Genomic DNA, 26149 nt, shown 5'->3' on the forward strand with positions numbered 1-26149 from the left:
CGCTCAGCCCGCTGTTCCGGGCGCACGTGAACCCCACGGCCGATTCCGTCTGGATATGGAACCCGGCTCGACCTCACCGTCGCGCGACCGGATCTCTGGCGCGGGCCCGTCTCGGGGGGCGCCGGGATGGATCGCGTCCGGGCCGGGCTCCCGCACACCGTACGCCGGATGCCGCAGGACGGAGCGATGACGTTCCCGACAATGAGGTCTCGGCGTTGAGCCCATGTCGCTCGCCCTCCAGATCAGCACCCAAAGGCCATCGCAAGCCTTCTCGATCAGCTGCGCAGTCTCCTGCACGGCCACCAGCGCCTTGCCGAGTTCGAGCCGGGTGGCGAGCGAGCCTGCCGATACGTGGACGCCCGGCTCACTCTCAAGGAGGGTCTCGGATGGTCCCTCGAAAGGAGCCGCACCCAACTTCGATGGCGCGCTTCCATGTCCGCTTCCAGTTGCTGTGACGGACCGTCGTCTTCAAGGCCGCCAGACACACCTGTCTGAACGTAGCGGAGATGACAGTGAGAGGTGCTCCCGACCTGGACACTGTCAGTTCGGTGCGCGTCTAAGTGGCGGTGTTTGCGTCATCGAAGATGACAGTTTCCGGTTGGAGATCAACTGTCGCGGGTGTCGGCATGGCCTTCTCCGACTTTTCCTGCTGCGGCAGAAGACCGCTCTGGGCCGGGATGTCGACCCAGAGCGGTCAGCAGTCAAGCGAGCGCGCGGGGGAAAGACCCGAGGTTCAGGGGTGTCATCGAGAGCCGCCGCGTCGCGGTGGGGCTAGTCGGCGATCCGGGCGTATTGGTAGCGGGTCTGGCCGTTCTCGTCGCCGGAGTGCTGGCGGCCGACCATGACTTCGTAGTCACCGGCCTTGGAGTAGCTGCTGCTTTCCTTCTGGCCGGGGCTCCAGCGGTAGGAGGTCAGTTCGACGGTGCGGCCCCACGCGCTCATGGTGGCAGTGGCGTATTTGGTAGACCCGTTCTCGTCGCCGGAGTGCTGGCGGCCGACCAGGGTTTCGTTGGGCGGGGCGGAGTAGAAGGAGTTGCTCTCCTTCTGGGAGTTGCTCCAGGTCGGTGCGCCGACCTGGACCTGCTGCCCGTCGATGAGGATGAGGCCGCAGTAGTAGGTGGTGCGGCCATTCTCGTCGCCGGAGTGGAGCGGCCGAGCAGGACCTGGTTCGTCGGGCAGAGGACGGGAGTGCCGTCTGATTCCTTCACCGTCTGGGTGTGGCCGTCGATGATGATGATGTCGGCGGCGTGGGCGGGGTTGGCCGGTGAGAGTCCGGTGAGGGCGAGGGTGAGGAGCGTGCCGGTGAGGACGGCGCAGGTTGGGCGGATCTGTCGCATGCGGTCTCCGGTGCCAGTGCTGCCAGCGATGACAGCATTACTGTTCGTAACTGTGTGATTACACTATGCAGTAATCGTTTTGGCAATGCCGGTTCGCGACCCTCATCAACTTCAGAGGGTCTGGAGTAGAAGAGACTCTCTCACTGCAGAGATGCCCGGACGCTTGTGACAGTCTGCCAGGGACGAATGCCTTCACCGGCCAGGAGTAGTGCCGCCTTGAGAAGGCTCAGCTCATCGATGGTTTCGGCTGGGTGCAGGTGGGCGCCTTCGTCACGCTCGCGGTCAACGCCCTGGACGCCTTGCGCACCCTCGACTTCGTCACGCTCGCGGTCAACGCCCTGGACGCCTTGCGCACCCTCGACTTCGACATCACCCGGCTTGGTTTCGAGACCCCGCACATCATCCTTACCAGCGGTTCCGGCAGGCGGATCGGCCGGTTACCGCACGGCCCGGCCCTGCCGGACGGCACGGTCAGCCGTACCGTCAAGCGCGCCGACCTCTACCGCGCCCTGCGCGAGCAGGCCGCACGGTGCGGGGTGCGCATCCAGTACGGCAAACGCCTGAGCGACGCCCGCAGCACGGGCGAAGATGTGCGGGCGGCGTTCGCCGACGGCACCGCCGTCCAGGGCGACCTGTTGATCGGCGCGGACGGATTACGCTCACGCACCCGCCACATCATCGACCCGGCCGCGCCCGGCGAGCGCTACGGCGGGATGGTCAACGTGGGCGGCTACGCCAGCGGCGTCCGGGTCGACAGCGAACCGGGCACAATGAACGGGATCTTCGGCAGGCACGCGTTCTTCGCCTACGCCGCCCACCCCGGCGGAGAGGTGTGGTGGGCGGCGAACCTGATGCGCCCCGCCGAGCCCGCCCGCGCGGACCTGGCCTCGATCCGCGCGCCGCAGTGGCGGGCAGAACTCGTCGAGGCGTTCCGGCACGACCGCGGCCCGGCCCTGGCCCTCATCGAGGCGACCGACCGGCTCGTCACCGGCTGGACCGCCTACGACGTCCCCTCAGTACCGAACTGGCACCGCGATCGCCTGATCATCATCGGGGACGCCGCCCACGCGGCCGTCCCCTCCATCGGCCAAGGGGCCGCCATGGCCCTCGAAGACGCCGTTGTACTGGCCAAATGCCTGCGTGACAGCCCGGACATCGCCCGCGCGTTCGCCGCCTATGAACAACTGCGCCGCCACCGGGTGGAACGCATCGTCGCACAGGGCAAGCGCACCGACAGCTGGAAAACGCTCGGCCCCATCGCCCGGATACCCCGCAACCTGATCATGAGCCTGGCCCTGAAACGCCTGGCCCGCACCGGCCAGGACCCGACCCGGTGGATCTACGAGCACCACATCGCCTGGGATGAGCCGACTTGGCTGCCTCGCTGAGGCCCGGCTGCCCCCTCTGTACGTCTGCGTGTACTTGCCTTTGCACAGGGACTGGAGGGCCTACCTCGCCGCCCGCGATGCTATGGTCCCGCCATGACTCGCCAGCGATCAACTGAACCGACCGGCTTCCAGTAGTGCGCCAGGACATACCTGGCGGTGCTACCCAGGGAGCCTCATGTCCCGCACTGCCCATCACATTGATCGTCCGATTCTCGACGGAGGTGGCCTGAGGGGAATCCCATGGCGATCAGTGACGATGGCTGATCTCCGTTACAGTGCCGCGTGCCTGCGGCAGGCACGACGGGCCGGTCACCGGCCGCTCCCGATGTCCCTCCGCCGCAAGGTCGACGTCTACTCCTGGGCCAGGGCCGACCCGCGGGACCAGTCGGTATCAGAGTGGGCCGACATCGAGGAGCGCCAGGCACGCCAACGCCTGCGCCTCAGGCTCGAAGCCATCCGCCGGAGGATCAACGCCACAACCGATGGCCCTCTTGCCGTCGAGGCTATCGATGATCTCGAAGTCCACCCTGCGCGACACCGTCGCAACGCTATCTGGCAGTACTGATCACGGAATACTGCACCCATCGAAGACGTGCTCTGCCCCAGTCAACGATCGCGGCATGGGGCGGGGCGCGAAGATCGTTTCGGGGACCTCCCTGCACATGGTCGACGTCATCTTCGGGCTGGACGGCGGGGACCTGCCCGAGATCGTCGTTTCGGACACAGGCTCCTATTCCGACCTGACCTTCGGGCTCCTGGAACTGCTGGGCATCTCCTACCGGCCGGCACTGGCGGACCTGCCCGACCAAGGGCTGGCGGATCAGCTCCGAGGCCGACTACGGCCCGCTCAACACCCTGGCCCGGGTAAAGATCGATTTGCGGAAAGTGCGCCGGAACTGGGAGGACATCCTGCGAGTGGTCGCCTCGATCTACACCGGCACCGTCCGCGCCTACGACGTGGTCACCATGCCTCCGCTTCCGGAGGTGTCCCCCCGACCGCCAGATGATCGGGTGAGTCAGCGCAGGACGGGATCCCCAGGTATGGCCGAATCGAGGTGATCATGCTCGCTGGGGTGCACGGTCAAGCCGGGCCTCGCGGGTGACGGGGACGGTGTCCATCCGGCGGGAGAAGCTTTGCCCGCTCCGGCCACGCGCCGGGCAGGTCACCGGTCAGGTAGCGCTGCACGACCGGGCCGGCGGCGGCGACCAACCGCTCGGCCGGTGCGGAGGCGACGGGTTCGAGTTTGAGAACGTAGCGGATCACGGCCAGGCCGATGATCTGCGTGGCGGCCAGCGCGGCCCGGTGGGGTGCCTCCTGCTCGTCGAGGCCGAGGTGGCCGATCACCTGCCGCAGGATCTGGGTGGTGACGAACTCGCGCAGCAGCTTGGCGATCCACTCGTTGCTCAGGCTGGAGCCGAGCAGCGCCGCGGCGCCGGCCCCGGCGGGGGAGTCCCAGAGGGTCAGGACGACGCGCACTAGGACGCTGCCGATCTCCTCGCGGGGTGCGTCCAGGATCTGCGGCATGACCTGCGCGGGGTCGAACGGGACGCTGACGCAGGCCAGGAACAGCCGGTCCTTGGTGCCGAAGTAGTGGTGGACCAGCGCCGGGTCGACCCCGGCGTGGGTGGCGATGGCGCGGACGGAGGCGCTGTCGTATCCCTTGTCGACGAAGACGTGGCGGGCCGCGGTGAGGATCGCCTCCCGGGTGTCGGGCCGGCCAGGGCGGCGCCCAGCGCGGGATGCCACGGTCGGGTTTCCTCTTTCGGTCGGGGGAGAGCGGGTGCGGGCGCGCGATCGGGGCGGTGCCGCCGACCGGGCAGCGGCACCGGGCGGGCAGGTCATGCGCCCTGGTACGGAGCACGAACCGCCCGCCCATGGGCTTTGTCGCCGGGCTATGCGGAGGGCTGGGCAGGTCCCTGGGCCGCGCTCTGCTGCTTGATCAGGCCCAGCAAGTTCTGGGCTCGTTCGTTGCCGAGGTAGGGGGCTGCGGTGAACCAGCCCCCGTCGACCACGATGTCGGTCCCGGTGATGTAGGAGGATTCGTCGCTGGCCAGGAACAGCGCGGTGGAGGCGATCTCGTCGGCCTTGCCGGTCCGCCGCAGCAGGACGGTGTTGTTCATGGTGCGCTCGGCCATCTCGCGCGCCGCCGGGTTGGCGGTCATGCCCGCGGTCATGTCGGTCTCGATGAAGCCGGGCTGGATGACGTTGCAGCGGATGCCCCAGTCCGCCAGCGTGTAGGCCGCCGACCTGGACAGCCCTTCCAGCGCCCACTTGGAGGCGGAGTAGGCCGAGGAGAAGGTCCCGGTGAGGCCGGCGACCGAGCCGATGTTGACGATGGAGCCGCCGCCGGAGTCCCGCATCAGCGGCGCGCACGCCTGGATGCCGACGAGAATCGCGGTGACGTTGATCTCGAAGATCTCGTTCCACTTGGCGACGTCGATGTCCGGGATCACGGTCAGGTCGTTGCTGCCGACCACGTTCATCAGGATGTGCAGGCCGCCGAACAACTCCTTCGTCCGACGGACGGCCTCGGCCCACTGCTCGGGCTCGGTCACCTCCAGCGGGACGCAGAGCGCCCGGCCGCCCGCGTCGGTGATCTCCTTGACCAGCGCCAGGCCGCGCTCCTCGCGCCGGGCCGCGACGACGACGGCGGCCCCCTCCTGGGCGAACAGCCGGGCCGAGGCGCGGCCCATCCCGCCGGTGGCGCCGGTGATCAGAGCGACCTTGTTCTTGAGCCTCATCACAGGTCCTTTCGTCTTCCTGTCGGCTTCGTGATCTCGTGTCGTGCGCCTGGTCCATGACCGAGCTCGCCGAGCGGTGTCTCAGACGACGATGACGGTCTTGCCGGGCAGGCTGCCCTGGTCGGCCTGGGCGTGGACGGCGGGCAACTCCGGCAGCGGCAGGCGCTGGGCGACGTCGAGGCGCAGTTGTCCGGCTGCCACGCGGGTGAGCAGGCCGGACAGCTGGGCGGCGTCGCTGCGCACGGCCATCCGCACGGTCCGGACGCCACGGCCGGGGTCGGCGGACGGCGGGGTGGTGGCGGTGACGAAGACGCCGCCGTCGGCGGTCAGGGCGGCCAGGGCGTCGCTGTCGTGCGGTGAGGTCGGCACCAGGTTGACCACCAGGTCGAAGGGGGCGTGCCCGGCGTCGGTGACAGGGGTGCGGGTGTAGTCGATGAGCCGGTCGGCACCGTGGCCGCGGACGCGCTCGGCGCTGCGCGGGCCGGCGGTCGCCGTCACCGTCGCGCCTGCCCGGTGCGCGAGTTGCACGGTGTGGCCGCCGACCGCGCCGCCGGCCCCGTTGACCAGGACACGCTGCCCGGCCTGCAGGCCGCCGTGCTCGAACAGTGCCTGCCAGGCGGTCAGTCCCACGCCGGGCAGCGCCGCGGCGTCGATCAGGTCCACGCCGTCGGGGACGGCGTCCGGCGCCTCGGCCGGCGCGAGCACGTACTGTGCCGCCGCGCCGTCGCCGGTCAGCGGCAGGAACGCCGCCACCGCCGCTCCCTGCGCCCAGCCGGTCACGCCCGCGCCGAGGCCGGCCACCGATCCGGCCACGTCCACGCCGGGCACATGCGGCAGCTCCAGCGCGAGCACCTGGCGCAGATGACCGGCCCGCAGCAGGGCATCGGCCGGGTTGAATGAGGTGGCGGCCACCTTGATGAGCACCTGCCCCGGTCCGGGGGCGGGGGTGGGGGCGTCCTCGCACACCAGGACGTCGCTGCTGCCGTACTGGTGGTACCGCACTGCTTTCATGATCTATGCCTGCGTGTCGCCGGGCACGGGGCGCACCGCCGCCTGCGGGAATGGTGCCGCCGCCGGTGCCGGTGCCGGTGGCGGCGTCGTGCGGGCCGCGGGTGCCTGTGCCCGGCGTCCTGGTTCGTCGTGGCGGGTCAGACGGTGGCGAGGTCTGTGTTGCGGATGCGGATCGGCTTGCTGTTCAGCAGGCGCCGGCGCAGCCAGGCGTTGCCGATCAGCCGCCGCCGTACGCGCATCAGCACGGCGCGGCGGACCATCTCGGCGCGGCCGGTGGGGGTGAGGAAGGCCCGGTTGGTGACGCCGGCCTTCTGGTACTCGGTGACGTAGGGCCGCAGCTTGGTCTCCCAGGCGGTCAGGGCCGCCTGAAGGTTGCCCGGGTGGCGCTGGAGCATGATGCCGAGCAGGTCGGCGGCGGCGATGCCACTGGTGGCGCCCATGCCCGCGTACAGGGTGACGCACCAGGCGGCGTCACCGATGAGAACGACCCGGCCGTGGTGCCAGGCGTCCAGGCGGGATTGTTCGACGGAGTCGAACAGGTACTCGCCGCCGGATTCCAGCACCTGCACGGCGGCTTCCATCAGCGCGCCGAGCGGTTCGGGGCCGTAGACCTCGCGGATGCGCTGGGCCGGCGGCTTGGTGAACTCGGCGTCGACGTCGTCGGTGCGGTAGGAGAACAGCACGGTGGGCGGCCCGTCGCCGAAGGGGAAGACCTGGAAGGAGCGGCCGGACTCGGTGAGGATCGCCCCCTCACCCTGGGCCAGGCCGGGCAAGGGCCCGGGCATGGCGAACGCCGCGATCATGTAGCCCAGCCGGTGCAGGTAGCGCTGCGGCGGGCCGAAGGCCAGGGTGCGCACCGTGGAGCGCAGGCCGTCGGCGCCGACGACCAGGTCGAAGCGTTCGGTCTGGGTGGTGCCGTCGGCGGTGTTGCGCAGCCTCACGCTCACCCCGGTGGCGTCCTGCTCGATCGCCTCGGGCACGGTGGCGAAGCGGACCTCGGCGTCGTCGGGCAGCGCCGCGAAGGCGGCCCGCTCGACGTCGCCGCGCATCATCATCCACGGCGCGCCGGGCACGTCGGCGAAGCCGACCCCTGGCCGGCGGCGGCCTGCCCGGTCGACCTGGTGGTTCACGCTCGGGACCGGGATGCGGTTGTGCAGGCCCCCAAGGATGCCGAGCCGCTCGGCGGCGATGCGGCCGACACCGAACAGGGCGATGAAGTAGCCGCCGCCGCGCCGCGCGGGCGCCTTTTCGATGATGACCGGCTGCCAGCCGGCCTTGTGCAGGGCGATCGCGGTGGCGATGCCGCTGATACCGAGTCCGACGATCAGGACGCGCGGCGCAGACGGGGGTGCCGGGGTCATGCGGGTAGTGCCTTCCTGGTCTGCGCCGGCGTCCGCGAGGGTGCGGGCAGGGCGAGGGGGACGGACGGCCACGCTCGGCCGGCGGGTCCGCCGGTCATGCTCACGGTCATGCGGAAACCTCCCACGTGATGGATGCGGATGAGGTGCTGGCTGTGATCTCGCCGACGTGCTCGGCGTGGCAGCCGCGAGGGGGATGTCGTCGTCGGCCGTCACCCTGCGGAAAGACGCCCGACCGGAACTCATCTTCGCATGAAACAAGACTGTATGCTATGTTGATGCATGTGTCAGAGTGTGATGCCGATGGACGAAGGAGCTCCTGACGTGCCGGACACCAGCCGCCGCATCCCCGTCGACGTGGTCCAGGCCGCCCTGCGGGCCGCCGACCGCCTGAGCAAGGACGTGGCCGACGTGCCCGTCCAGGCCATCGCGAAGGAGGCCGGCGTGTCGCGCAGCACGCTGCTGCGCCGGATCGGCGGCTCCCGCGAGGCCCTGGACGAGGCCGTGCGCGCCGCCGGGGTGGACCCCGGCGGGCAGCGGCCGGTGCGCGAGCGCGCGATCGAGGCCGGCGCGCACCTGATCGGCGAGCACGGCCTGGCCGCGTTCACGCTGGAGCTGGTCGCCGCCTCCGCCCAATGCTCGGTGCACAGCCTGTACGGCGCGTTCGGCGGACGGGACGAGCTGCTGCGCGCCATCTTCGAGACCTACAGCCCGATCCTGGACGTGGAGAAGGTGGTCGCCGGCCCGCACGCCGACCTGCGCGAGACCGTTGGCCACCTCTACCGCCTGCTGGCCGAGGCGCTGGCCCGGCAGCCGCGGGTGATGCCCGCCATGCTCGCCGAGGCGCTGGCCCACCCGCACGACCCCGCCCTGCAGGGCCTGCTGCAGCACTTCGCCCCGCGCATGCTCGCCGGGCTGGGCCAGTGGCTTTCCGCCGAGATGGCCGCCGGACGCATCCGCACCCTGCCGCTGCCCCTGCTGATCCAGCAGATGATCGCCCCCGCCTTGATCCACTTCATCACCCGCCCGGCCGCCGGGCAGGTGCCCGGCCTCGACCTGCCTGGGGTGGAGGAGACCTGCGCGATGTTCGCCGAGTCGTTCCTGCGCGCCATCGCCGTCTCCTGACCGGCACTTCCCACCCGCGAACGAAGGCGGACACGATGAGGAACGACACCACCACGTGCGCGATCATCGGCGGCGGCCCGGCCGGGATGGTGCTCGGCCTGCTGCTGGCCCGCCAGGGCGTGCAGGTGACCGTGCTGGAGAAGCACGCCGACTTCCTGCGCGACTTCCGCGGCGACACCGTGCACCCCACCACCCTGGACCTGCTGGACGAGCTCGGCCTCGGCGAGCGGTTCGCCGCCCTGCCGCACACCCGGCTGGAGCGCATGGCCTTCCCGCTGCCCGGCGGCGGCGAGGTGAGCATCGCCGACTTCACCCGCCTCGAACTGCGCCACCCCTACATCGCGATGGTGCCGCAGTGGGACCTGCTCAACCTGCTCGCCGAGGCCGGCCGCGACGAGCCCACCTTCACGCTGCGGATGAGCACCGAGGTGACCGGCCTGCTACGGGACGGCGACCGGATCACCGGCGTCCGCTACCGCGATCGCGCCGGGTTCGGCGAGCTGCGCGCCGAGCTGACCGTCGCATGTGACGGCCGCTGGTCGCTGGCCCGGCAGGAGGCCGGGCTGCAGGTCCGCGAGTGGCCGGTCGGCTTCGACGTGTGGTGGTTCAAGCTGCCCGTCACCTCCGGTCCCGGCGCCTCCCTGCTGCCCCGGATCGCCAACGGCAAGACGTTCGGGCTGATCCCGCGTGAGGGGTACGTGCAGGTCGCGCACTTCATCCCCAAGGGCGCCGACGCCTCCCTGCGTGCTCGCGGCCTGGACGCCTTCCGCCGCGACCTGCTCGCCGCCGTCCCCGAAGCCGCCGTCCCCGAAGCCGCCGTCTCTGAAGCAGCCGTCTCTGAAGCAGCCGTCCCCGAAGCAGCCGAGGTCTCCGCAACCGCCGACAGCACCGACGGAGCCACCCGGAAAGCCCCCGAGGTCCTCGCCTCCTGGGACGACGTCCGGATGCTCGACGTCCGCCTCAACCGGCTACGCCGCTGGCACCAGCCCGGCCTGCTGTGCATCGGCGACGCCGCCCACGCCATGTCCCCCGCCGGCGGCGTCGGCATCAACCTCGCCGTCCAGGACGCCGTCGCCACCGCCACCCTGCTCGCCAAACCCCTGCGCCGGCACCGCCTCACCGGCAAGGACCTGGACGCCGTCCGCCGCCGTCGCCTGTTGCCCACCGCCGTCACCCAGACCATGCAACGCATCCTGCACCGCGCCCTGATGGGCCCGATCATCACCGGCAAAGCCCTGACCCCGCCCAATCCCCTCGTCGCCCTGCTGAAACTCTTCCCGCCCCTGTCCGCCGTGCCCGCCCGCCTCATCGGTGTCGGCATCCGCCCCGAACACGCCCCGTTCGCGGCCCGCCGCGCCCCGGGCGAGCCCCGCCGCGGCTGAGCGGCCCCGACCACCGCAAACCCCCGACCACCGCAACCCCCCGACCACCGCAAACCCCCGACCACCACAACCCCCCGACCACCGCTCGCCCCCGCTCATTCCTTCGATGACCTGCAAGACACGGAAGAAGCCGTCGATGTCCCCGAAACACGAGAACCGCCCCGTGCCCGCCCCCGCCGCCGACACCCTGGCCGGTCCACCGCCCGCCACCGCCGCGCGCATGCTGCTCGGCATCGTCCTGGGCCTGACAGCGGTGGTGGTCGTGATGCTGTGCGCCTTCGCGCTGCCGTCGGTCAAGGGCGGCCCGCACCACGTGCCGCTCGGCCTGGCCGGACCCCGACCGGCCACCCAAGCCCTGCAGAACGGCCTGGACAAGAACGCCTGGGACGTCACCCTCTACCCGGATGCGCAGACCCTGCAGAGCGCGATCGAACAGCGCGACGTCGCCGGCGGCCTGGCCCTCGCTCCGGGCGGCCTGACCGTCTACACCGCCACCGCCGGCGGCCAGCAGGCCACCGCCGCGATCACCGCGCTGGGCACCGGCATGGCCGCTCAGCAGCAGAGCAAGGCCACCGTCTCCGACCTGGTGCCCTTCCCGGCCGACGACCCCCGCGGCGCCGGCTTCACCGCCAGCGCGCTGCCCATGATCTTCGGCGGCATCATGCCCGCGATCGTGCTGCTGCGCCTGTTCCCCGGCCACGTCAACCTGCGCCGCCGCGTGACCGGCGCGATCCTGTTCGCCCTGGTCGCCGGAGCCGCGGTCGCCGCCGTCCTGGAGTTCGGGTTCGGCTCCCTGCACGGCACCTACTGGCTGACCGCACTCGGCCTGTCGCTGGGCATGGCCGCCCTGTCCATCCCGTTCCTCGCGCTGGAGTCCCTGCTCGGCTTCGCCGGTCTCGGAGCCGGTGCCGCCGTGATGATGCTCATCGGCAACCCGCTGTCCGGCATGGCCGGCCCGTACTGGCTGCCCACCGGCTGGGCCACCCTCGGCCAGCTCCTGCCGCCCGGCGCCTCCGGCAGCCTGGTACGCGCCCTCAGCTTCTTCGACGGCACCGGCGCCGCCACCCCCGCCTGGACCCTGGCCGCCTGGGTCGTGGCCGGCCTGCTGATCATCCTCATCGCCGGCCGCCGCACCACCCGCCCCGCCCGCACCGAGACACCGGTGCCGGTCGCCGTCTGATTCGAGCTCAGACTGCCGCCTCGTAGAGCGTGGCATGGACGCGGCAATCAGAGGCGCCGCACAGAAGAGAAGTTCGTACCTGAGCGATCATGGCGGCGCGGCGACCAGCAGAAGCCCTTGCCGGGGTGGTGCGCGACTCCAGCACGTTATCCGGTACATCACTCGGGCCAGCTCAACGAGCGCTGCTCGGCGGCCGGCATGAGCGCCGCGTCGAAGGTCAGCGCCCTGCGCGGCGGGAACGTCACCCTCGCCGCGGCCGCCGACGCCTTCCTGGCCCTCCCGCACGGCCAACTCCAACACCCACCGCGCCTACGCCTCGGCCATCGACCGCGTCACCGCGCTGCTCGGCCGCGACCGGCCACTCGCCGACGTCACCGACGCCGAGATCGGCGCCGCGCTCACTGAGCTGTGGGCCGATGCGCGCCGGCGACCTGGAACCGCAACCGCGCCGCCATCACCTCCTGGCTGACCTGGTGCCAGACCAAGAAGCACTGGGCCGCCCCGTCGATCCCGGCTGAGGCCGAACGCCGCAAGGAGAACGCCGACGAGACCCGCGCGGTGGCCAGGACGACGATCCACCGGCTGCTGTCGCGCCGCGACATCCCGCTGCGGGAGCGGGCGCTGTGGCGGATGCTCTACGAGGCCGTGGCGGATGCTCTGCGAGACGGCGGCCCGGGCCGCCGAGATCCTGGCGCTGAACGTCGAGGACCTCGACCTGGAGCACCGGCGCGCCCCCGTCCGGTCCAAGGGCGGCGCGATCGAGTGGGTGTACTGGGAAAGCGGCACCGCCCACCTGCTCCGGCTCCCCGACGGCGGCACGCGTACCCACGGCCCGCTGTTCTTGTCCGAAAGCCGCCCCGTGCCCGCTCGCCGCCATCTACCGGGCCGGACCTCCTGCCGTACACGCGCCTACTGACATCTCCCGCGCCGTTCTGACATCTCCAAGCGCCTCAGACGAAGCGGTCCGTGACGCGTCCGCTCTTGACGCGACAAATGAACGCTTTTTTAATTCCCTCAGGGGACGGACCCACCCACCCCCAAGCGCTTGCTCACCGCCCTCACCCCACCCCCGGACAAACCCCCAGCACAGACGGGAACGAGGCAATGAAGGTACGGATCGACCCCGAACGGTGCCAAGGGCACGGCCGCTGTTACGACCTCGCCCCAGACCTGTTCGGCGAGGACGACGAAGGTTACGGCACGGTGCTGGCCGCCGGCGAGGTGGCCACGGGCCTTGAGCCGGAGGCGCGGCTGGCGCAGGCCAACTGCCCCGAGCGGGCCATCGAGGCCGGGAACGGAGCCGCCCGATGAGCGTGGACGACCGCTTCGGCCCCGACCTCGAAGAGGCGCGTAAGAACCGCCCGCTGCCGACGATCAGCGAGATCGTCACCGATCCGGTGTCCGACTGGGCCAGCGACTTCTCCCACGTGGATCCGGTCTGGGCCGCGGACCCGTACCCGATCCAGGATGATCTGCGGGACCGGTGCCCGATCGCGCACACCGGAAGATTCGGCGGGGTGTGGTTGCCCACCCGGTACGAGGACGTGGCGGCCATCGCATACGACACCGACCGGTTCTCCTCGCGGGCGATCGTCGTGAGCAACGTCCGGCCGCCGATCGAGCTGGCCCCCATGGGGAGTGTGCCGCCGATCTCGTCGGACCCGCCGTTCCACCACGACGCGCGCAAGCTGCTGCTGCCCGCGTTCACCAAGAGCGCGGTGCGCAAGCAGGAGGAGGCGACGCGGGCGTACTGTCACGAGCTGATCGACGCGTTCGAGGGCCGGGACGTGGTGGACGCCGCGCACGAGTACGCCCAGCACATCCCCGTACGGGTGATCGCCAACCTGCTGGGGCTGCCGCCCGAGGACGGGCCGTTGTTCCGCCGGTTCATCGAGACCTCGCTCGAGAGCGTGAACAAGCCGCCGGAGGAGCGGGCCGACGGGTTCGCCGCGCTGGCGGACTATCTGGTCGCGCAGATCCGCGACCATCTCGACCAGCCGCGCGACGACCTGATCACGTACCTGCTCGAGGCCGAGCTGTACGGGCAGAAGCTCAACCCCGACCATGTGCTGGGCACGATCATCCTGCTGCTCATCGCGGGCATCGACACGACGTGGAGCGCGATCGGCGCCTCGCTGTGGCACCTGGCCGGGACGCCGCGGGACCGGGAGCGGCTGGTGGCCGAGCCCGCGCTGCTGCCGACGGCGATGGAGGAGCTGCTGCGGGCCTACGCGCCGGTCACGATGGCGCGGCTGGTCAGGCAGGACATGCGCTGGAACGGCGTGGACATGAAGGCCGAGGACTGGGTGCTGCTGTCGTTCCCGGCGGCGAACCGGGATCCGGCGCAGTTCGAGCGGGCCGATGAGGTGGTCATCGACCGTGAGGTCAACCGGCACGCGGCGTTCGGGCTCGGGATCCATCGGTGCGTGGGCTCGCATCTGGCGCGCATGGAGCTGCGGGTGGCGCTGGAGGTCTGGCTGGAACGGGTTCCGGTGTTCGGGCTGGCGGATCCGGAGGGGGTGACGTGGGCGGCCAGTCAGGTGCGGGGGCCGCGCACGCTGCCCCTGCGTATCGGCTGACAGGCGAGGTGGTTGAGTACGGCCGGCCGGGCCAAGGGTTCGGCCGGCCGGGGTGGTGGACGTCGCCGCGTCTCGGCTTCTAGAATTAAAATCTAGAATAATGCTCCTCCGAGCCGAGGGTGGGTCATGCCGCATCGCATCTACGTCGATGGTGAATGGGTACCGGCGAGCGGCGGCGCCGCGATACCGGTGGTGAACCCCGCCACCGAGGAGCCCTTCGACGAGGTGCCCCGCAGCGGCCCCAAGGACGTGGCGCGGGCCGTCGAGGCGGCCGCCGCCGCGCTGCCCGCCTGGTCGGCCAGGCCCGCCGCCGAGCGCGCCGGGCTCTGCGCCGCCGTGGCGGGCGCACTCGGGGAGCGCGCCGACGAGCTGACCGAGACGATCGTGAACGAGCTCGGCATGCCCATCAAGCTGACCAGGGCCATCCAGGTCGGCTCGCCGATCCGGACGTTCCTGTCGATGCCCGAGGTCGCCGCGGCCATCGCGTTCGAGGAGCCGATGGGCTCCTCGGTGGTGTACCGGGACCCGATCGGCGTGGTCGGCGCGATCACCCCGTGGAACTACCCGCTGCACCAGATCGCGGCCAAGGTCGCCCCGGCGCTGACCGCGGGCTGCACGGTGGTGCTCAAGCCCAGCGAGGTGACGCCGCTCGACGCGTTCGTGCTGGCCGAGGTGATGCACGAGGTCGGGATCCCGGCCGGGGTGTTCAACGTGGTCTCCGGCACGGGGCCGGAGGCCGGGGAGGCGCTGGCCGCGCATCCCCTGGTGGACATGGTGTCGTTCACCGGATCCACCCGCGCGGGCCGGCGGGTCGCCGAGCTGGCCGCCGCCGGCGTCAAGCGCACCGCCCTGGAGCTGGGCGGCAAGTCCGCGAACGTGCTGCTCGACGACCTCGGCGACGCCGCGTTCGAGGACGCCGTGCGCAAGGGGGTGGCGGCCTGCTACCTCAACTCCGGCCAGACCTGCTCGGCGCTGACCCGGCTGCTGGTGCCGCGCGAACGGCTCGCGGACGCCGAACGCGTCGCCGCCGACGAGGCGGTCACGTACACGCCGGGCGACCCGCGCGACCCGGCCACCCGGCTCGGCCCGCTGGTCTCGGCGGTGCAGCGCGAACGCGTACGCGCGCACCTGCGCTCGGCGGCCGAGGACGGCGCGACCATCCTCACCGGCGGCCCCGACGCGCCCGACGGGCTGGAACGCGGCTACTACGTGCGGCCCACCGTGCTCACCGGCGTGACGCCCGAGTCGCGGATCGCGCAGGAGGAGATCTTCGGCCCGGTCCTGGTCATCCTCCCCTACGACGGCGAGGAGGAGGCGGTCCGCATCGCCAACGGCACCGCGTACGGGCTGGCCGCCGGCGTGCGCGCCGAGGACCCCGAGCGTGCCCGCCGGGTGGCCAGGCGGCTGCGCGCCGGTCAGATCCGGATCAACGACGGCGTCCACAACGGCCTGGCGCCGTTCGGCGGCTTCAAGCAGTCCGGGTACGGCCGCGAGTACGGCCGCTTCGGCCTGGAGGAGTTCCTCACCACCACGTCCGTCCAGCTCTGAACCCGGGGGAGAGCACACCCATGCGAGGCGTCATCCTGCGTGAGACGGGCAAGCCCGTCGAGGTCACCGGCGACCTGAGCGTCCGGCCGCCAGGCCCGGGAGAGGTGCGGGTGCGGCTGCGCGCCGCCGGCGTCTGCCACTCCGACCTGTCGATGTGCGAGGGCCGTCTGCCCGCCCGGCTGCCGCTGGTGCCCGGCCACGAGGGCGCGGGGGAGATCGTCGAGCTCGGCCCCGGCGTGAGCGGCCCGCCGGTCGGGACACACGTCATCCTGTCCTGGATCCCGCCCTGCGGCGACTGCGCCTTCTGCCTGGGCGGCCAGCCGAACCTGTGTGTCAGCGTCCGGCCGCCCGCCTCCACCCTGACGTTCGAGGGCGAGCCGGCGCACGCCGGGCTGGGCGTCGGCTGCTTCGCCGAGGAGACGGTGGTGGACGCGCGCGCCGCCATCCCGATCCCGGACGACGTGCCGTTCGAGGTGGCCGCCGTGGTCGGCTGCGCGGTCCTGACAGGCGTCGGGGCCGTGATCAACACTGCGCGGGTACGGCCTGGGTCGTCGGTCGTGGTGATCGGCTGTGGCGGGGTCGGGATCAACGTGATCCAGGGCGCCAAGCTGGCGGCCGCCGCTCCGGTGCTGGCCGTGGACCGGGTGCCCGAGAAGCTGGAGGCGGCCAGGGCGTTCGGCGCGACCCACGTGGCCACGCCGGACGAGCTGGGCGAGGCGGCTCAGGAGCTGACCGGGGGGCGCGGGTTCGACTACGCCTTCGAGGTCGTGGGCCGGTCGGCCACGATCAGGCAGGCGTGGCAGGCCACCCGGCGCGGTGGCACCACCGTCGTGGTCGGCGCCGGGAGCCGCGATGACGTGGTGCCCTTCAACGCGGCCGAGCTGTTCGCCACCGAGCGGCGGCTGGTCGGCTGTCTGTACGGGTCCGGGGACGTGCGCACCGACTTCGGGCGGTTGCTGCGGTTGTGGCGAGCCGGGCGGCTCGACCTGGAGGGGCTGATCAGCCGGCGGATCGGGCTGGAGGACGTGGGCGAGGCATTCGCGGCGATGGGGTCGGGTGATGTGATCCGGTCGTTGGTCGTCTTCTGACGGGCGAGGGTGCGCGTGCGTGAGTGACCGCCGCACGTTCAACCTGCTGGCGATCACTCACCCGCGGCCGGGCCGGTGGCGTGCAGCATGGGGACGAGGAACCGCCTGGCCACGTCGGCGAGCCGGGCGTCGTCGTCGAGGTCGACGACCTGGCTGGGGATGGCGAGGAAGGACGCCGAGACGCGCACCATCATCTCGGCCACCAGGTCGGCGTCCAGGTCGGCGGGCACGTGCCCGGCGCGCTGCTCGCGCCGGAGCTGGCCCGCGACGAAGTGCCGCACGGTGGCGAGGGTCTGGCCGCCGTCGCTGAACATGGACGGCACGAGCAGGTCGGGCTCGGCGGCGATCAGCCCGCCGATCAGCGGGTTGGACCGGATGGCGCGCAGCGAGCTGACGAAGCCCAGCACGACCCGGTCGGCCGCGGTGCCGGCCTGCTCGATCTCGCCGAGGAACTGGTCGAAGTAGCGCCGGAACTCCCGCCGCACCACATGCTCGACGAGCACGTCCTTGGTGGCGAAGCGCCGGTAGACGGTGATGCGGGAGACCTTGGCGCGCCTGGCCACGTCCTCCATGGTCGATCGGCGAATGCCCATGCGGCAGAACTGCTCGTAGGCCGCGTCGAGGATGCGCATGCGGGCTTCGTCCATCTCGTCGACGCGCTCGACGGCGTCGAGGTAGGCGCGCTCCAGCAGCGACTCCGAATCCGACGGGGTCATGAGCACGGACAGCGCAGATTCCACGATCACCTCCGTTGACGTTCATTCTGCCTCAATCACCTAACGGCCGCTGCTGCGTCTTGTGATGGCCGTCACGTTGTGCTCTCATGATACGCAGAAGCATCCAGTGTTTCACCGTATCAAGCACGTGTTCTCGGGCCTCGAAAAAGGAGGAGGCGCAAGCATGGGCGAACTCAGCAGGCGCAACATGTTGAAGGCGGGTGGAGCGCTGGGCGCTCTCGGTGCGCTGAGCATCGCGACCCCCGCACACGCGTGGACGTGGTCCCCCGCCGGCTCGGTCGCGGGCACGGGGGCCGGGCTCGACCCGCGATGGGTCTGGGACGAGCAGGCCGACCCCCTGGTGGCCTCGCTGCTCGACCGGGGCGACGTGCCCCGCGTCAACGAGCTGTTACGAACCTGGACCAGGAACGGCCAGCCGCTCCCCGCCGGACTTCCCACGGACCTGCGCGACTTCATGGAGGAGGCCAGGCAACTGCCGGCCTGGGCCGACCAGGGCAAGCTGGACCTCGCGGTCGAGTTCAACAAGAAGCGCGGGCTCTACCTCGGCGTCCTGTACGGGCTGGCCAGCGGCATGATGAGCACGGTCATCCCCAAGGAGGCGCGCGCGGTCTACTACTCCCAGGGCGGCGCGGACATGAAGGACCGCATCTCCAAGACCGCCAAGCTCGGCTACGACATCGGCTCGACCAACGCCTACCGCCCCGACGGCGAGATGATCGTGACCTGCGTCAAGACCCGGCTGGTGCACGCCGCGGTGCGGCACCTGCTGCCGCAGTCGCCGCACTGGCCGGACGTCGCCGACGAAGAGATCCCGATCAGCCAGCGCGACATGATGGTCACCTGGCACAGCCTGCCCACGACCGTCATGCAGAAGCTGGTCGCCTGGAAGGTGCCCATCCCCGCCTCCGAGTCGGCGGCGTTCCTGCACTCCTGGCAGGTGGGCGCGCACATGCTGGGCATCAAGGACGAGTACATCCCCGCGTCCTGGGCCGAGGCCAACAGCCAGGCCGCGCAGACGCTCACCCCGGTGCTGGCCGCCACGCCCGAGGGCATCAAGCTGGCCGACATCCTGCTCAACCTGGGCTCCTCGGTCGACGCCGGCATTCTCAGCAAGCCCATCCTCGGCGCGTTCACCCGCTTCATGCTCGGCGACCAGATCGCCGGCTGGCTGAAGATCCCGAGGGAGCCGGTCTGGGACCCGCTGCTCAGGCTCTCCTGGGGGCCGTTCGTCGCGGTCCGCGAGGGGCTGCTGCCCTTCCCGCTGGCGCCGGAGGCGTACTGGCTGTTCGACGAGTTCCTGCGCAAGGCGGCGCTGCTGTTCCTGTCGGAGGCCAAGCCGATCAGCATCGAGATCCCGCAGACCAACCGTCCGTCCTGACCGGTCCCGCGACCGGAATCCCGGCCCGCGCGGGAGCGGGCCGGGACCTGGCCGGATCCCGTCCGGCGGCAACCACCATCAGGCCGTTCATCGGCGTTGCAACAGGTCAGAAAGGAGTTCCGTCCATGACGGAGCTGAGCAGGCGCAAGATGTTGATCTCGGGCGGCGCCCTCGGGGCGCTGGGAGCGCTGAGCATGGCGACCCCGGCGCACGCGCGCCCCCTGCTGGAGTGGACGTGGGCGCCGAGCGGTTCCATCGCGGGATCGGGGGCCGGTGCCGACCCGCGGTGGGTGTGGGACGAGGAGGCCGACCAGCTCCTCGCCTCGCTGCTCGACCGCGGCGCCATCCCCGAGGTCAACCGTCTGCTGTGGAACTGGACGCGCAACGACCAGCCGTTACCCGACGGGCTGCCGGCCGATCTGCGTGACTTCATGGAGCGGGCCCGCCAGGTCCCGTCGTGGGCCGACCCGGCCAAGCTGGAGGTCGCGGCCACGTTCAACAAGTCCCGAGGCATCTATCTGAACCTGTGCAACGGGGTGGGCGGCGGCATGCTGGCCACGGCCATCCCCAACGAGGCCCGCTCCGTCTACTACTCCAAGGGCGGCGCGGACATGGAGGACCGCGTCGCCAAGACGAGCATCTTCGGCTTCGCCGTCGGAGCCCTGGACGCCTACCGGCCGGGCGGTTCCGTCGTCGTCGAGTGCGTCAAGACCCGGCTGGTGCACGCCGCGGTGCGGCACCTGCTGCAGCAGTCGCCGCACTGGGGCGGCGACATCCCCATCAGCCAGGAGGACATGCTGGTCACCTGGCACACGCTGCCGACCTTCGCGATGCGCAAGCTGCTGGAGTGGCGGGTCCCGATGAAGCCCGCCGAGACCGAGGCGTACCTGCACGTGTGGCAGGTGACCGCGCACCTGCTCGGCATCAGGGACGAGTACATCCCCGCCACCTGGGACGCCGCCTACGCCCAGTCGGACCAGATCCTGCCGAGGAACATGGGCCCGACCCCCGAGGGCGTCAAGCTGACGGACATCCTGCTGAGCCAGCTCGCCGAGCAGACCAGCCCGGCCAGCATCAGCCGTCCCCTGTGCAACGCCCTGGCCCGCTACCTGGTCGGCGACCAGGTGGCCGACTGGGACGGCATCAAGCGCGAGCCGATCTGGGACCCGTTGATCAAGGCCGTCTGGCCGAAGCTGGTCAGGTTCCGCGAAGGGCTCATCCCGCTGCCGCTGGTGCCCGAGACCGCCTGGGTCATCGACGAGGCCGTACGGCAGTACATCCTGTTCTTCCTCACGAAGGGCCAGGAGACCAAGATCGAGATCCCGACGATCAACCGACCGGAATCATGACCGGTCCGCACGACGGCGTGCTGAGCGAGCCGGTCGGGCGGCGGCGGTTCCTCGGGTACGTGCTGGCGGCGCCCACGCTGGTGGCCGCCGCCGAGCTGTCGCCGCCCGCCCCGTCCGGCGACCTGCGGTTGCCCTCGCCGGAGCTCACGGAGCTGATCGACCTCAACGACGTCATGACGGCGGCGGCGCTGCCCACCTCCGGCCTCATCTCGGTCGAGGTCGGCAGCGACGGCACGGTGTCGTTCGCGCTGCCGAGGGCCGAGGTGGGGCAGGGCATCACCACCTCGACGGCCATGCTGATCGCCGAGGAGCTGGCCGTCCCGCTGGACCGGGTGCGCGTCACGCTCGCCGACGCCCGTCCCGAGCTGCTGTTCAACCAGCTCACCGGCGCCTCGAACACCACCATCTCCACCTACACGCCGATCCGGGTGGCGGCCGCCGTCGCCCGGCTCCGGCTGCTGGAGGCCGCGGCGGCCGAGCTGGGCTCGCCGGTCGGCGAGCTGAAGCTGGCCGCCGGCGTGATCAGCGACCGGTCGGGCGGCAGCCTCGGCATCGGCGAGCTCGCCGGGAAGGCCGCGAGCAACCGGACCACGCGGGTGTCCGTGACGCTGGCGGCGCGCGAGAGCTTCACCGTCATCGGCAGGCCGCACAACCGGGTGGACGCGCTGGCCGCGGTGACCGGGCGCAAGAAGTTCACCATGGACCTCGACGTCCCGGACGCCAAGCCGACGATGGTGTGCCGCCCGCCGACCATCAACGGCAAGGTCGGCTCGGTCGCCAACCTCGCCGAGGTGCGCGCCATGCCGGGCGTCACCGACGCCGTGGTGATCTCCACCGGGGTGGCGGTCCGCGCCGAGACGTTCGGCCAGTGCATCGACGCCGTGCGCGCGCTCGAGGTGACGTGGAAGCCCGGCACCGCGGCGGGCAAGTCCGACGAGAGCGTGCTGCGCGCGTTGCAGGCCGCCGAGCTGCCCCTCGGCCTCAGGCCGCCGACGCCGGTCGTCGAGGGCGCGTTCACGTTCTACTTCCGCGGCAACAGCGCGCTGGAGCCGAACTGCGCCATCGCCGACGTGCGGGCCGACCGCGCCGAGATCTGGTCGGCGCTGAAGTCGCCGATCGTCGCCCAGCAGAGCATCGCCGCCAAGCTCGGCCTGCCGGTGGGCAAGGTCACCGTGCACGTCACCGAGGGCGGCGGCTCGTTCGGCCGCAAGCTCTTCTTCGACGCCGCGCTGGAGGCCGCCGAGGTGTCGAGGAAGGTCGGCAAGCCCGTCAAGCTCATGTGGCACCGCGCCGACGACGCCCGCCAGGGCCGCGCCCACCCGATGGCCACCTCCCGGGTGCGCGTCTCCTACCTCGGCGGCACCGTGCTCAGCTACAAGCAGCGGCACACCAGCGTCTCCACCGACCTCGGCCACGGGCTCGGCGAGATCTTCACCGCCCTGGCGGCACGGCTCCCCGTGGGCGACGTCGGCTTCTCGCAGACGTTCTTCCACCTCAGCCAGGCGATGTCGTACGACTTCGGCGCCAGCAGCCAGCTCCTGGCCGAGACGGACAAGAGCTTCAACACCGGCAGCATGCGCAACGTCTACTCACCCGACGTCACCTGCGCCCGCGAGCTGATCGTCGACCAGCTCGCCGCCAGGATGGGCAAGGACCCCTACCGGTTCCGGCACGACTTCCTGCGCGACGCCCGTTCACGGGCGGTGCTGGCGAAGGTCGCCGAGGCCGGCGCGTGGGGACGGGCGATGCAGCCGGGCACCGCGCAGGGCATCGCCTTCCACGCCGAGTACAAGTCGGTGAGCGCCGCGCTGGTGGAGATCGACTGCCGGTCAGGGACGGTCAACCGGCCCATTCGCGACGGCGTGACCGGGCCACGCGTCACCAAGGTCGTCTTCGCGGTGGACCCCGGCCTCGCCGTCAACCCGCGCGGCCTGGAGGCGCAGATGATGGGCGGCATCTCGGACGGCATCGCGCTGGCCCTGACCTCCAGCCTGCACCTGCGCGACGGCTACTTCCTGGAGGCGAGCTGGGACAACTACTTCTACACCCGGCAGTGGAACACCCCGCTCGACCTGCGGATCATCATCATGCCCGCCACCTCCGACGAGCCCGGCGGCGCGGGCGAGCTGGCCGTCGCCTCCTCGATGGCGGCCGTGGCCTGCGCGTACGGCCGCGCGACCGGGACGATGCCCACCAGCTTCCCGATCAACCACGGCACGCTCTCCTTCACCCCCAAGCCCACCGTCCCGCCCGTACCGCCGTCCCCGACCGACGGCCTCGACCACGCTCGCTGAGCCGAGGAGACCCGAGTGCCCGAACACACCTTCCGCGTCAACGGCGAGCAGGTCACCGTGAACGTCGCCGACGACGTGCGCCTGCTGTGGGTGCTGCGCGACGTGCTGCGCATCACCGGGCCGAAGTACGGCTGTGGCATCAACGTGTGCAAGGCCTGCACCAGCCACCTCAACGGCAAAGCGGTCAACCCGTGCGCGATCCCCGTCAAGGATCTCCAGCCGGACGACGAGGTCACCACCATCGAGGGGCTGGCGGCCACGGCCGGCACGGAGCTGCACCCCATGCAGCAGGCCTGGCTCGACCACGACGTCGCCCAGTGCGGCTACTGCCAGCCCGGCCAGATCATGGCCGCGGTGGCGCTGGTCAACCGGGTCGCCGCCGAGGGCCGTGCCATCACCGACGACGACCTCGACGGCATCCGCAACATCTGCCGGTGCGGCACCTACTTCCGCATCAGGGAGGCGATCAGGGCAGGCGCCCGGAACATGTGAGAAGGCGTGCCCCCTTTCGTGATCCGGGGGCACGCCTTCACCGTTTCTCAGAGCCCGTACGTCTTGCCGATGATGTCGCGCTGGATCTCGCTCGTGCCGCCGTAGACGGTGGAGACGACCGTGGAGCGCAGCAGCCGTTCCATGCCGTACTCCGTGGCGTAGCCGTAGCCGCCCATCATCTGCATGCCGTCCAGCGCCATCGCCTTGGCCACCTCCGTGGCCTTCAGCTTGGCCATCGACGCCTCGCGCGGCAGCATCCGCGCCGGGTCGGCGTCGATCCGCCGCGCCACGTCGTGCACCAGCAGCCTGGTGCACTCCAGCTCGGTGGCGTGGTCGGCGAGCCGGTGCCGCAGCGCCTGGAAGCTGCCGACCGGGCGGCCGAACTGCGTGCGCTCCCGCGCGTACGAGACCGTGTCGTCGAACGCCCTGCGCGCGGTGCCCAGCATCAGCCCGGCCAGGATCATCCGCTCCAGGTTCAGCCCCGCCATGAGCTGGCGCCAGGCGTGGTCGACCTGGCCGACCACCGCGTCGTCCGGCAGGAAGCAGTCGGTGAAGTAGAGGTCGTTGACCTCCTTGCCGCCCATCGTCTCGATGCCGTGGATCTCCAGCCCCTCGACGCCGGCCGGCACGGAGAACATGGTGAGCCCGTCGTGCCGGTCACCGGCCGCGGACGTGCGCGCGACGAGCAGGATGTGCTCGGCGATGTGCGCGTTGGAGCACCACGTCTTCTGGCCGTTGACCACCCAGCCGCCGTCCCGCCGCTCGGCCTTGCACGTCAGCGCGGCGACGTCGGAGCCGGCGCCGGGCTCCGACATCGACACCGCCAGCACCCCGCCGCGCAGGAAGTCGCCCAGCACGCGGCTCTTCTGCTCCTCGCCGCCGAACTTCTCGTAGGAGGCGGCGGTGATCGCGGACGTGGCGAAACCGCCGATCGGGACCTGCCAGTAGGCGGTGGTCTCCAGGAACAGCAGCAGGTCCACCATGCCCTGGCCGGCGCCGCCGTACTGCTCGGGCACGGAGACGCCCAGCCAGCCGAGCTCGGCCATCTTCCCGTACAGCTCCGCGTTGTGCGGCTCGGCGCCGCCGTCGGTCAGCTTCAGCCACTGCTCGCGGGTGCCCGCCTCGCGCCGGCAGAAGTCCTCGATCGCGGCGACGAAGTCGCGCCGCTCGTCGGTCAGCGCCTCATTCTGGGTCAAGATCATGAGCCTTTCGCATAGAGTTCCTCGATCACCTCGGCGTAGCGCCGCTCGATCACCCGCCGCCGCAGCTTCAGCGAAGGCGTCAGCTCCCCGCTCGCCGGGCTCCACGCGTGGTCCAGCACCCGGAACGCCTTGACCTGCTCGGGCCGCGACAGCGCCGCGTTCGCCCGCTCGACGGCGGCCGTCACCTCTTCCAGCACGCGCGGCTCGGCCGCCAGCTCCTTCAGCCCGGCGGCTCCCAGGCCCTGGGCGGCGGCCCAGGCGGGCGCGGCCTCCTCGTCCAGCATCAGCAGCGCCGTCAGGTACGGCCGCCGATCGCCCACCACGACCGCGTACCCGATCAGCGGGTGCGCCCGCAGGAGCGACTCCACCGCGCTCGGCGCGATGTTCTTGCCGCTCGACGTGATGATCATCTCCTTCTTGCGGTCGGTGATCCGCAGCAGCCCGTCCTCGTCGAGGCCGCCGATGTCGCCGGTCGCCAGCCAGCCGTCCTCGTCCACGACCGGCTGGATCCCCCCGTTCGGCTGGAGGTAGCCCAGGAACACCAGCGGGCCGCGCACCAGCACCTCGCCGTCGTCGGCGAGCCTGATCTCCATCCCCGGCATGGGCAGGCCGACCGTGCCGGCCCGGTAGTGGTGGGTGAAGGTGCTGGTGGCCGCGCCCGTCGTCTCGCTGAGCCCCCACACCTCCATGATCGTCATGCCCAGGCTGCCGAAGAACTCCAGCACCTGCGCCGGGATGGGCGCGGCGCCGCTGCCCAGCCGGACCGCCTCCGCCAGCCCGATCCGCTCCCGCAACGGGCGCAGCACCAGCCGGTCGGCCCGCTCCAGCGCCTCGGCCAGCTCGCCGGGCAGGCCGGCGCCGGTGGCGCGGATCCGGTACGCCTCGGCGGCCAGCTCGCGCGCCTGCCCGACCGCCTCGGCCTGAGGGCCGTCCAGGGCGGACAGCGCGTGCTGCAGCCCGGCCGCGAACTTCTCCCACACGCGCGGCACGCCGAAGAACGCCTGCGGGCGGACCTCGTTCAGCGTGGCGAGCAGGCGGGTGGAGTCGACGCAGATCGTCACGTGGCCCGCCGCGTAGAGCGGCAGGTAGATGCCGAGCACCCGCTCGGCGATGTGGGCCAGCGGCAGGTACGCGACCGTCCTGGGGTGCGCGGGGACCGGCTGGACCAGCTCCTGGAGGGCGCACTGGTAGAGCACGTTGCGGTGGGACAGCACCACGCCCTTCGGGTCGCCCGTCGTGCCCGAGGTGTAGATCATCGTCACCGGGTCGTCCTGGCTCGCCACGACGTCCTCTGCGGCGTCCGCCGGTTCGCCGGGCCCCGTCGCGAGCAGGTCGGCGTAACGCGTGTGCGTGCCGTCCGCCCCTGCGGCGTCGTCCGCGTGCTCCACCACGACCACGCCCTTCAAGGCGGGCATGTCCGCCAGCGCCGCCTCCCAGCGCGCCAGCTCGGCGGGGCCTTCCAGCACCACCACGCCGGCCCCGCTGTGCACCGCGACCTGCCGGATCTGCTCGGCCGTCAGCGTCGCGTACGTCGTGCACGGGACCGCGCCCAGCTCGACCGCCGCCAGATCCACGATCCAGTGCTCGGGGCGGCTCGACATGCCGATCAGCATCCGCTCGCCGCGCCGCAGCCCCAGCGCCCGCAGCCCGTCCGCCGCGGCCAGCACGTCGTCGCGCAGCTCCCGCCACGTCCAGGTGCGCCCGTCGGCGCCGGTCAGCGCGGGCCGGTCGCCGTGCTCGGCGGCGTTGCGCCGCAGCAGCTCCGGCACCGTGTGCGCCCCTAGAGCCGCGCGCACGTCCTCCTCGGTCACCATCGAACGCTCCCTTCGCTGGGCATTGGGCGTCTCCATCAGAACCCGAACATCGTTCTACTGTCAATACGCCCGAATCACGACTTACTTATCTACGAGTTCGCCCAGCTCGAAGCTTCGTTTCAGCGAAACAGATAACGATTTGTGG

23 protein-coding genes and 1 pseudogene are annotated in these 26149 nt (G+C 71.3%); 14 read left to right on the plus strand and 10 right to left on the minus strand.

Going from position 1 to position 26149, the window contains the following annotated elements; genetic code table 11:
• Nucleotides 1–771: 771 nt before the first annotated feature.
• Complete coding sequence (locus tag FXF51_RS61290) at nt 772–942, minus strand: hypothetical protein (RefSeq protein WP_187414917.1); 171 nt, start codon at nt 940–942, stop codon at nt 772–774.
• A gap of 646 nt (nt 943–1588) precedes the next feature.
• On the opposite strand from FXF51_RS61290, the gene FXF51_RS44255 reads away from it, so the two are divergent.
• Nucleotides 1589–2725 carry an FAD-dependent oxidoreductase gene (locus tag FXF51_RS44255; protein WP_187414918.1) on the plus strand — a complete coding sequence of 379 codons (1137 nt, stop codon included), beginning with the start codon at nt 1589–1591 and terminating at the stop codon, nt 2723–2725.
• A gap of 391 nt (nt 2726–3116) precedes the next feature.
• On the opposite strand, the gene FXF51_RS63120 is transcribed toward FXF51_RS44255, so the two are convergent.
• Entirely contained in the window at nt 3117–3251 is a 135-nt protein-coding gene (locus FXF51_RS63120) for a hypothetical protein (RefSeq protein WP_262380241.1), read from the minus strand.
• 94 nt (nt 3252–3345) lie between these two features.
• Here FXF51_RS63120 and FXF51_RS63960 point away from each other — a divergent pair.
• Nucleotides 3346–3784, plus strand: a pseudogene (locus tag FXF51_RS63960) (Tn3 family transposase).
• 22 nt (nt 3785–3806) lie between these two features.
• Here FXF51_RS63960 and FXF51_RS44270 read toward each other — a convergent pair.
• From FXF51_RS44270 to FXF51_RS44285, 4 genes are all read right to left on the minus strand, one after another.
• Nucleotides 3807–4472 (minus strand): TetR family transcriptional regulator, encoded by a 666-nt coding sequence (locus FXF51_RS44270; RefSeq protein WP_148440794.1) that lies wholly within the window; start codon nt 4470–4472, stop codon nt 3807–3809.
• A 146-nt stretch (nt 4473–4618) separates the two neighbouring features.
• Entirely contained in the window at nt 4619–5467 is an 849-nt protein-coding gene (locus tag FXF51_RS44275; RefSeq protein ID WP_148440795.1) for an SDR family NAD(P)-dependent oxidoreductase, read from the minus strand.
• Between the two features lie 81 nt (nt 5468–5548).
• Nucleotides 5549–6478: an NADP-dependent oxidoreductase gene (locus FXF51_RS44280; protein ID WP_148440796.1), complete on the minus strand. Its 930-nt coding sequence runs from the start codon at nt 6476–6478 to the stop codon at nt 5549–5551.
• Between the two features lie 137 nt (nt 6479–6615).
• Nucleotides 6616–7839 (minus strand): FAD-dependent monooxygenase, encoded by a 1224-nt coding sequence (locus FXF51_RS44285; protein ID WP_148440797.1) that lies wholly within the window; start codon nt 7837–7839, stop codon nt 6616–6618.
• 321 nt (nt 7840–8160) lie between these two features.
• On the opposite strand from FXF51_RS44285, the gene FXF51_RS44290 reads away from it, so the two are divergent.
• From FXF51_RS44290 to FXF51_RS44300, 3 genes are all read left to right on the plus strand, one after another.
• On the plus strand, nt 8161–8961 hold the full coding sequence (locus FXF51_RS44290) for a TetR/AcrR family transcriptional regulator (protein WP_411268427.1): 801 nt from the start codon (nt 8161–8163) through the stop codon (nt 8959–8961).
• 35 nt (nt 8962–8996) lie between these two features.
• Nucleotides 8997–10343, plus strand: a complete 1347-nt coding sequence (locus FXF51_RS44295; protein ID WP_148440799.1) for an FAD-dependent oxidoreductase — start codon at nt 8997–8999, stop codon at nt 10341–10343.
• Nucleotides 10344–10479: 136 nt separating this feature from the next.
• Nucleotides 10480–11523 (plus strand): hypothetical protein, encoded by a 1044-nt coding sequence (locus tag FXF51_RS44300; protein ID WP_222871738.1) that lies wholly within the window; start codon nt 10480–10482, stop codon nt 11521–11523.
• A 398-nt stretch (nt 11524–11921) separates the two neighbouring features.
• Here FXF51_RS44300 and FXF51_RS61295 read toward each other — a convergent pair whose 3' ends face one another.
• Nucleotides 11922–12125, minus strand: a complete 204-nt coding sequence (locus FXF51_RS61295; protein ID WP_187414920.1) for a hypothetical protein — start codon at nt 12123–12125, stop codon at nt 11922–11924.
• 50 nt (nt 12126–12175) lie between these two features.
• On the opposite strand from FXF51_RS61295, the gene FXF51_RS61300 reads away from it, so the two are divergent.
• From FXF51_RS61300 to FXF51_RS44325, 5 genes are all read left to right on the plus strand, one after another.
• Nucleotides 12176–12439, plus strand: coding sequence for a hypothetical protein (locus FXF51_RS61300; RefSeq protein WP_187414921.1), 264 nt, complete (start codon nt 12176–12178; stop codon nt 12437–12439).
• A gap of 188 nt (nt 12440–12627) precedes the next feature.
• A complete protein-coding gene (locus FXF51_RS44310; protein WP_148440800.1) occupies nt 12628–12834 on the plus strand; it encodes a ferredoxin in 207 nt (68 codons plus the stop codon).
• Nucleotides 12831–14102, plus strand: a complete 1272-nt coding sequence (locus tag FXF51_RS44315; protein ID WP_148440801.1) for a cytochrome P450 — start codon at nt 12831–12833, stop codon at nt 14100–14102. The genes FXF51_RS44310 and FXF51_RS44315 overlap by 4 nt, the downstream gene beginning before the upstream one ends.
• A 126-nt stretch (nt 14103–14228) precedes the next feature.
• On the plus strand, nt 14229–15650 hold the full coding sequence (locus FXF51_RS44320; RefSeq protein ID WP_148440802.1) for an aldehyde dehydrogenase family protein: 1422 nt from the start codon (nt 14229–14231) through the stop codon (nt 15648–15650).
• A gap of 20 nt (nt 15651–15670) precedes the next feature.
• Complete coding sequence (locus tag FXF51_RS44325) at nt 15671–16738, plus strand: Zn-dependent alcohol dehydrogenase (RefSeq protein ID WP_148440803.1); 1068 nt, start codon at nt 15671–15673, stop codon at nt 16736–16738.
• A gap of 53 nt (nt 16739–16791) precedes the next feature.
• On the opposite strand, the gene FXF51_RS44330 is transcribed toward FXF51_RS44325, so the two are convergent.
• A complete protein-coding gene (locus tag FXF51_RS44330; protein WP_148440897.1) occupies nt 16792–17454 on the minus strand; it encodes a TetR/AcrR family transcriptional regulator in 663 nt (220 codons plus the stop codon).
• Nucleotides 17455–17638: 184 nt separating this feature from the next.
• On the opposite strand from FXF51_RS44330, the gene FXF51_RS44335 reads away from it, so the two are divergent.
• The 4 genes from FXF51_RS44335 to FXF51_RS44350 all read left to right on the plus strand — a co-directional run bounded on the left by FXF51_RS44335 (nt 17639) and on the right by FXF51_RS44350 (nt 22988).
• Nucleotides 17639–18853, plus strand: coding sequence for an oxygenase MpaB family protein (locus FXF51_RS44335; protein WP_148440804.1), 1215 nt, complete (start codon nt 17639–17641; stop codon nt 18851–18853).
• A gap of 125 nt (nt 18854–18978) precedes the next feature.
• The gene (locus FXF51_RS44340) at nt 18979–20202 is read left to right on the plus strand and encodes an oxygenase MpaB family protein (protein ID WP_148440805.1); all 1224 of its coding nucleotides are present in this window, start codon (nt 18979–18981) and stop codon (nt 20200–20202) included.
• Entirely contained in the window at nt 20199–22496 is a 2298-nt protein-coding gene (locus FXF51_RS44345; RefSeq protein WP_148440806.1) for a molybdopterin cofactor-binding domain-containing protein, read from the plus strand. Before FXF51_RS44340 ends, FXF51_RS44345 begins: the two co-directional genes overlap by 4 nt.
• A gap of 15 nt (nt 22497–22511) precedes the next feature.
• Nucleotides 22512–22988 (plus strand): (2Fe-2S)-binding protein, encoded by a 477-nt coding sequence (locus FXF51_RS44350; protein WP_148440807.1) that lies wholly within the window; start codon nt 22512–22514, stop codon nt 22986–22988.
• Nucleotides 22989–23035: 47 nt separating this feature from the next.
• On the opposite strand, the gene FXF51_RS44355 is transcribed toward FXF51_RS44350, so the two are convergent.
• Nucleotides 23036–24184, minus strand: a complete 1149-nt coding sequence (locus FXF51_RS44355) for an acyl-CoA dehydrogenase family protein (protein WP_262380243.1) — start codon at nt 24182–24184, stop codon at nt 23036–23038.
• 2 nt (nt 24185–24186) lie between these two features.
• Nucleotides 24187–26004 carry an AMP-dependent synthetase/ligase gene (locus FXF51_RS44360; RefSeq protein WP_148440809.1) on the minus strand — a complete coding sequence of 606 codons (1818 nt, stop codon included), beginning with the start codon at nt 26002–26004 and terminating at the stop codon, nt 24187–24189.
• Nucleotides 26005–26149: the final 145 nt, after the last annotated feature.

Source organism: Nonomuraea sp. PA05, from assembly GCF_008086045.1.
In the GTDB taxonomy this organism is placed as follows: Bacteria; Actinomycetota; Actinomycetes; order Streptosporangiales; family Streptosporangiaceae; genus Nonomuraea; species Nonomuraea monospora.

Excerpts from the sequence above, each read along its gene's own strand:
- FXF51_RS44310 (WP_148440800.1), top strand. The coding sequence starts at position 12,628 with ATGAAGGTACGGATCGACCCCGAACGGTGCCAAGGGCACGGCCGCTGT.
- FXF51_RS44275 (WP_148440795.1), bottom strand. The coding sequence starts at position 5,467 with ATGAGGCTCAAGAACAAGGTCGCTCTGATCACCGGCGCCACCGGCGGG.
- FXF51_RS44300 (WP_222871738.1), top strand. The coding sequence starts at position 10,480 with ATGTCCCCGAAACACGAGAACCGCCCCGTGCCCGCCCCCGCCGCCGAC.
- FXF51_RS44285 (WP_148440797.1), bottom strand. The coding sequence starts at position 7,839 with ATGACCCCGGCACCCCCGTCTGCGCCGCGCGTCCTGATCGTCGGACTC.
- FXF51_RS44315 (WP_148440801.1), top strand. The coding sequence starts at position 12,831 with ATGAGCGTGGACGACCGCTTCGGCCCCGACCTCGAAGAGGCGCGTAAG.
- FXF51_RS44330 (WP_148440897.1), bottom strand. The coding sequence starts at position 17,454 with ATGACCCCGTCGGATTCGGAGTCGCTGCTGGAGCGCGCCTACCTCGAC.
- FXF51_RS61290 (WP_187414917.1), bottom strand. The coding sequence starts at position 942 with ATGAGCGCGTGGGGCCGCACCGTCGAACTGACCTCCTACCGCTGGAGC.
- FXF51_RS44295 (WP_148440799.1), top strand. The coding sequence starts at position 8,997 with ATGAGGAACGACACCACCACGTGCGCGATCATCGGCGGCGGCCCGGCC.
- FXF51_RS61300 (WP_187414921.1), top strand. The coding sequence starts at position 12,176 with ATGCTCTGCGAGACGGCGGCCCGGGCCGCCGAGATCCTGGCGCTGAAC.
- FXF51_RS44280 (WP_148440796.1), bottom strand. The coding sequence starts at position 6,478 with ATGAAAGCAGTGCGGTACCACCAGTACGGCAGCAGCGACGTCCTGGTG.
- FXF51_RS44340 (WP_148440805.1), top strand. The coding sequence starts at position 18,979 with ATGACGGAGCTGAGCAGGCGCAAGATGTTGATCTCGGGCGGCGCCCTC.
- FXF51_RS44325 (WP_148440803.1), top strand. The coding sequence starts at position 15,671 with ATGCGAGGCGTCATCCTGCGTGAGACGGGCAAGCCCGTCGAGGTCACC.
- FXF51_RS44335 (WP_148440804.1), top strand. The coding sequence starts at position 17,639 with ATGGGCGAACTCAGCAGGCGCAACATGTTGAAGGCGGGTGGAGCGCTG.
- FXF51_RS44345 (WP_148440806.1), top strand. The coding sequence starts at position 20,199 with ATGACCGGTCCGCACGACGGCGTGCTGAGCGAGCCGGTCGGGCGGCGG.
- FXF51_RS61295 (WP_187414920.1), bottom strand. The coding sequence starts at position 12,125 with ATGTCGCGGCGCGACAGCAGCCGGTGGATCGTCGTCCTGGCCACCGCG.
- FXF51_RS44360 (WP_148440809.1), bottom strand. The coding sequence starts at position 26,004 with ATGGTGACCGAGGAGGACGTGCGCGCGGCTCTAGGGGCGCACACGGTG.
- FXF51_RS44320 (WP_148440802.1), top strand. The coding sequence starts at position 14,229 with ATGCCGCATCGCATCTACGTCGATGGTGAATGGGTACCGGCGAGCGGC.